Consider the following 6,280-nt stretch of genomic DNA (forward strand, 5'->3'; position numbering starts at 1 on the left):
TAGCGGGTTCTTACTGCCGGATGGATTCACTACTCCTTCTTGTGTTACATCTCTTGTCCAACTCTCGTAGTTTTCTCTCATATGTTTTTGTGGAAACACCGCAACTTGTTATTTATTTAGTATATTAATTTCTTTGTCGGCCACGTTGATGACGTTACACAGCAGAGCGAAATACGGATTTTTATACCTCTGTACCAAAGAATCTATGCCCATACCTACACAAACGAGCATTTGTAGTTTAGCAACGTATTAACATACATAATGAATTTCCGTATGGTCTGCACGCACGGTGAGTTACACCTGACCGCACCATAAGACATGCGCTGCCTACTCTCAAATGTTATACGAACCATAATAAAGCTACTATGTACAGGCAATGCTTCCAAGAGTACATCAAAAAGTATTACATACAAGCCACTATATCATACTGCATACTCTTCAAATCGCCAGTAGAACCTAATTGCTGCCATCCATGCCACGCTAGTGGCACACAAAAACGACACGGCGCGTATGCACCATACCTGAACACATACCACATCACTACTCAAAACTTGCCGTTAAAGTTCTAACGCATTATCACAGCAGGCTCTGGAGATGAAATAACACACTTCACCGTGGTTACCTCAGTTACATTTCCACCAATACCATCATTTAGTACAGATTCTACTACCTCCACCCCCTCCTGTACACAGGCATAATACATCGCTTCCGCAGCAGGCTTTGGTGCTGTAGTGCCAGAGAAATCAGCATGTGTTACACCAACTGCAAGCTTGGTAGAACCCAATACCTCAACAAACTGCTCAGGCTGTAGCCTGAATGGAAGCTTGCAATCTGGAAATATAAAAATCCTATTCTCGACTTTGCGCTCTTCCGCAAAAAGCCTAGCCAGGAACAGTAGCACTGTCGACGCAAGAAAAATGACAAGAGCCGCTTGGAACACTGCAACCATGACCAATGGAGCTGGAACTGTAAGCAGCTGCTGAAGACCCCCACCTTGACCTATTATAGCTCCCAAAAAACCTGATGCGACCCACAATGACGATACCATGAGATACACAAGAGTCGTCTGATACGCACTGTACCCGTTATTACCCCATCTCTTGATAACATTAAGATAAAAATTTACTTTACTTGGGCTGCTGTTACGCGATACTTCCCCGTCTGCAATGCGAATCCCACCACTATTGCGCTCTAATGCTGCTACAACAGCAGAGTATAACACGCTGAGCAAAAACATTACCGCTGCCACCATAGCTACAGCAAACATTGTAGTATGTAGAGAGATGACGAGCCCAGTCGCAACAGCATATGAAAGTGAGTATACTGCAACCGCTCCACACAATGCAGCACATAATATTCCCGCTCTGTAATAAGACTTACTAAACGCCCTTTTACTTATTGAAGATTTTAAATTCTTATCTATTACAACAGAATCAGCAGCCATACATACCCTCAGCTATCTTCCTTGCAGTATGTCACCAGAGGACAACTTCGCCGCGAAACTGCACCGGACACGTACAACTCCACGCAACGCTAGTCAATTGTAGAACCTCTGTAACACACACGCAAGCACACACTAGGTTGGCCAGCTATGAACCGGCAGAAAACCGGTTCATAGCCGCACAATCATTTGGAATATAGACTTTCACAAAGTAATAGTTGCATCAATATTATTTTCTGCACCAACCTCTACAATGGTAAAGTCTCCTAAGAAATTTTTAGCAAATTCGTTAACTTCCTCCAGAGTGACAGATTCATACCTAGCACTGTAATTGTGAATGTCTGCACCAAAACCATGCAGCTGTAGATACACCAATACCTGGGACATAGAAGAAGTTCTAGAGAGTGAAAAGAGTGTAGAACTCACTATTTTTGCACGCGCAATCTCAAACGCACGTTTATCTAGCCCCCTTTCCTTAACAGATTGCACAGTCCTTAAAAACGCTTCCACACCCTTTCTTGCAGTTTCTTTATCGGTAAACAAAATACCTTCAAAAAGACTCGCACCTTCTACATTATACAGACCACTGCTTACATGGTACGTTATGCCCAACTTTTCACGTATCTCCTGCATAAGAACCGAACTCAGCCCCATACCTCCCAGTGCACTGCTCAGAATCTCCGCCACATGATACTTTGGATCCTTACGAGGTATGCTCTTCGCCGCAAAAACTATAACACTCTGTGGCGAATCATACGCAACATATCCGCGCAACCCTATATTAAGAACTGCATCGCCAATTACCTTGGAATTTTGCCCTCTACCAAGACGAGCAAGAGCCTTATCCAGCATGCGTGAAACATTCTCTTCAGATGCATTTCCAACAACACCTATTACCACTTTGTCTAAGTCAAAATTTTCACGTCGGTAATTTTCTACGTCTTCAATGGTAACCCCTTCAAGAGCGTCTAACGTGCCGGAAGCGTCATAAGCGTGCGGCTGCTCACCAAATACAACTTTGTTCAACATGTTATGTGCTAGCTGTCCCGGATCACTAGAATCGCGCCTTATGTCTGATTTTTGACGTTCCTTTTCTATGACAAAAACCTCTTCATCAATAGGAGAATCTACCAACACCTCCCCTATCAACCCTAGTGCAAAATCTAAATTCTCAGAAAGAGTCTTCAACGTTACATAAGCATTGTCACTGTCTACAGAAACATGAAAATTTATTCCTTTCTCTTGAAACAGCTTAGCAATACTTTCCCCATCCTTCGTTGTACCATGCGATATCAACGAAGTCGCTAACGACGCCAACCCCTTCTTGTCTATAGGATCATAAATGAAACCAGCATTTTTAAATGCCATAGTCATAGACACTAGGGGAAGTCCATCTTCATGCTTGTACCAGTAGCCAATCCCTGCAGAAGTCTTCACGTCACGAATGTCAATTTGCACATCAGAGGCAAAGCAATGAGTACCCCAAAACAAAACGCTAATAAAAAATAGCACATGACCAAACAGCTTATTACTCATTTTATGCCTCCGCTACAGACACTATACTTCCATCATCTGGAGACCACGTAGCCTCATCTTCATGCGGGAATTCCGTCGCTATATCAGAGCCTTCTTCAGGCTGAGAGATGCTCTGAGAACTTAGCATTGCTTCATCATATTCGTCTTCTCCATCGTGCTCATCCCCAGTAAGGTAGGCCATCACAGAAGCCTCACTAAATATACGCCTCAGCACAGAATTAACATCCTCTACAGTGACGCTTTTTATTGCTTCAAGCACATCTTCAGAAGCTAATGGCTCTGCTCCCACAGCTAAAGTATTAGCATATAATCGCGCCATACTCGCTACACCATCTAAGCTATATGTGAAGTGCGCCATACTCCTATATTTTGCACTATCAACAAGCTCCTCAGTTACGCCCTGCTTCATCAAATCTGCTATTACTTCCTTAGCTTCTCTACTGATATCTTCAGGTAAAACACCAAGTTTTGGCAGCAACTCAACCGACACTACACCATCACTTCCCACTAACTCACTGTATTCTCCAAAAACACCTGTCGCCAAGGACCTATTTTTGACTAATTCGTTATACAATACACCAAATGCGTCTCCCGCAACTATATCTACAGCAATACGCGTAGCAAGCAGAACCTTATTATCAGATTCCGTGCTCACACTTGGAGCTCTGTACAACATCATTACCTCAGGATCTGAAATTGTACGATGTGACATTTTTAGAATAATCTCGCTTCTGTGCGGAGGCTCAATATTTGTTGCAAACTTTTTCTGAATACGCCCATGACGGTTTTTTATTTTACCGTAGTGCTGGTTGGCCAATAGCACAACTTCAGCAAAGTCAACATCCCCCACTACAAGCAGTATGGCATTATTAGGGTTGTAATATTTACGATAAAAAGCGTTAGCTGACTCTTTCTCGTAATTCGAAATCTCGTGATCCCATCCTATAACGGGTCTACCATAACCGTTTCTGTAGAACACGTTAAACACTTCTTCTGCAAGCAGAGCTTGCTTTGTACTCTCAACCCTCATCTTACGCTCTTCACGCACAACATTGCGTTCACGCTCTAGATATTTGTCTACCAGACGTAGCGACTGCATTCTATCTGCTTCCATCTCCATAATCAGAGGAAGGTGCTTCTTATGCACTAACTCATGGTAAGCAGTGTAAGAGGAGGAGGTCTCCGCATTCATATCTCCCCCAAGTCCATCTATAACATCTGCAAATTTTGGAAACTTTCTTGTCCCCGAGAACATCATGTGCTCAAAATAATGAGCAATACCTGACAAACCAGGAGGGTCATCAACGCCCCCCACCTTGTATATCAGCATGTGCATGACTATAGGTAAGCTGTTGTTTTTTATTACATAAACCTTCATGCCATTTTTTAGTTCAGTGGAACGCATTTTTTGCGGATCTACTGCATGCGCAACACGCCCAAAAAGCAAAAAGATACATAAACAAACCGAAAAAAAACTTCTCATCCTTTTTTCATCCAAAAATGAAACAACTTTATCCGAAATATTGCCGTAAATAGTTTCAGCTATCTTAACAATATCATGAACAATCCCTTGTTTCCTAAGCATTAAGCCGGCTGCGCTTTCTGAGTTCCATGACTAGAAAGACAATAACTCCACACGTTATACTGAGATCTGCCAAGTTAAATGCGGGCCAGTGCCAATCTCCAATGTGCAAATCTATGAAGTCATACACAGCACCGAATCTCAGTCTATCCACGAAATTACCAAGTGCACCACCCACGATAACGCTCAAACAGCAACTTCTTGACATACTTTTCGTTTTGATCTTCGTATATGACAGGATTGCTATCATGATTGCTGATAACACCATAAACACCGTGTTTCCATTTTCTAAGGTACTAAACAGGCCAAAGCTTATCCCCTTATTCCAAAGCTGTATCAAATTACAACACTCAAAAACAGTAATATCGCCATGTGCTGCGTATAGCTTGGACATATGCAACTTGCTTATCTGATCTAATGCCATCACAACATGCAGCACTATTATTCCGATTATAGATCTCCTCATAACACAACCTACAGTATCATTGTCGCGTTCATAATAGCAGAAACAATTTTCTTTGAATAGAAGAACTCCATTTGCACAATATATGTATTATGACTAGTGTTTTTTGCACTTAACTATTGCTATGTCTCTTTTGATCTGTTCTACCAATTGCTCTATGCTCTGAAATTTTTGCTCTGGCCTTATGAAGTCTAGAAGCTCTACTGTCACTTCGCGCCCGTATATGTCTGCATCGAAATCAAAAATGTGCATTTCCAATACGGGCAACTCATCCTCAGAGAACGTAGGCCTAGCACCTATGTTGGCTATTCCGGAGAACCACTCTTGTCCAATGCGCACTCTGGCGTCATACACACCCCTACAGGGCATGATAGTATGCTCTAGACTAAGATTAAGAGTTGGAAAACCAATCGTTCTTCCCCTAGCTCTGCCCCGCATCACTTGACCGCTGATAGCATGACACCTGCCTAGTAGCAAATTTGCAGACTGGATATCCCCGCTTTCCACACACTTTCTGATAGAAGACGATGAGCATATCTTCTGTCCACTGACAGAAAGATGATCAACTACCATAACTTTGTAACCATAGCTTTGAGAATATGATCTGAGCGTATCAATGTTCCCCATACATCGATAACCAAAAACACAATCTTCTCCCACAACTACATACCGTGCTTTACAGCGTTGTACTAAGATGTTTTCGATAAAAGCTTCCGGTAACATTTTGGCGAATAATTCATCAAATTCTACGACATGCAGGTAATCTATATCGCAGCTTTCTATAAGTTGAACTTTGTGCTCAAAGTCTGATAACAAAAAATTCTCCCGCTTTTTCAAAAACACTGCTGTATGAGGAGAAAACGTTAATGCAGCAGAGGCCAGATTGTGTTCTAGAGCTAAACGTACAACCTCAGAGAAGACGTGCATATGCCCACGATGCACTCCATCAAAATTTCCGAACGTTAGCACCACCTCCCTGGCACTAGAACGCTCACAAAGCACTTCCATATAAATATCTTTACACACAAACGAAGCTATGCTAGCCAAGCGCATACACATGAATTGAGAGAGGAGGTGATATGCGCGATGTTGTCATATACACCAAAGTCCCTTGTCCATATTGTACTAGGGCTAAGGCTTTGTTCAACAAAAAAAGTATTCATTTCAAAGAGATAGATATAACTAACGATCCAGAAGCACAACTTGAAATGGTAGAACGCTCCGGTAGGAAGACTGTTCCACAGATATTCATTGACGG

Annotated in this window: 7 protein-coding genes; 1 reads left to right on the top strand and 6 read right to left on the bottom strand. The window is 42.3% G+C overall.

The window, feature by feature from the left end; genetic code table 11:
- Positions 1 to 403 precede the first annotated feature (403 nt).
- From KPX09_RS05630 to KPX09_RS03995, 6 genes are all read right to left on the bottom strand, one after another.
- Complete coding sequence (locus KPX09_RS05630) at positions 404 to 529, bottom strand: hypothetical protein (protein ID WP_275973646.1); 126 nt, start codon at positions 527 to 529, stop codon at positions 404 to 406.
- Between the two features lie 36 nt (positions 530 to 565).
- The gene (locus tag KPX09_RS03975; RefSeq protein WP_249549097.1) at positions 566 to 1,444 is read right to left on the bottom strand and encodes a hypothetical protein; all 879 of its coding nucleotides are present in this window, start codon (positions 1,442 to 1,444) and stop codon (positions 566 to 568) included.
- Between the two features lie 201 nt (positions 1,445 to 1,645).
- Positions 1,646 to 2,977: a M16 family metallopeptidase gene (locus KPX09_RS03980; protein WP_249549098.1), complete on the bottom strand. Its 1,332-nt coding sequence runs from the start codon at positions 2,975 to 2,977 to the stop codon at positions 1,646 to 1,648.
- Between the two features lies 1 nt (position 2,978).
- Positions 2,979 to 4,562 (bottom strand): M16 family metallopeptidase, encoded by a 1,584-nt coding sequence (locus KPX09_RS03985; protein WP_249549099.1) that lies wholly within the window; start codon positions 4,560 to 4,562, stop codon positions 2,979 to 2,981.
- Positions 4,555 to 5,025, bottom strand: a complete 471-nt coding sequence (lspA, locus tag KPX09_RS03990; protein ID WP_249549100.1) for a signal peptidase II — start codon at positions 5,023 to 5,025, stop codon at positions 4,555 to 4,557. The genes KPX09_RS03985 and lspA overlap by 8 nt, the downstream gene beginning before the upstream one ends.
- A 93-nt stretch (positions 5,026 to 5,118) precedes the next feature.
- Positions 5,119 to 6,075: a bifunctional riboflavin kinase/FAD synthetase gene (locus KPX09_RS03995; RefSeq protein ID WP_249549101.1), complete on the bottom strand. Its 957-nt coding sequence runs from the start codon at positions 6,073 to 6,075 to the stop codon at positions 5,119 to 5,121.
- A gap of 26 nt (positions 6,076 to 6,101) precedes the next feature.
- Here KPX09_RS03995 and KPX09_RS04000 point away from each other — a divergent pair.
- Positions 6,102 to 6,280, top strand: a 179-nt coding sequence (locus KPX09_RS04000) for a glutaredoxin domain-containing protein (RefSeq protein WP_249549102.1), incomplete at its 3' end; no start/stop codon positions are given.

The organism is Anaplasma phagocytophilum (genome assembly GCF_023476575.1).
GTDB classification, from domain to species: domain Bacteria; phylum Pseudomonadota; class Alphaproteobacteria; order Rickettsiales; family Anaplasmataceae; genus Anaplasma; species Anaplasma phagocytophilum_A.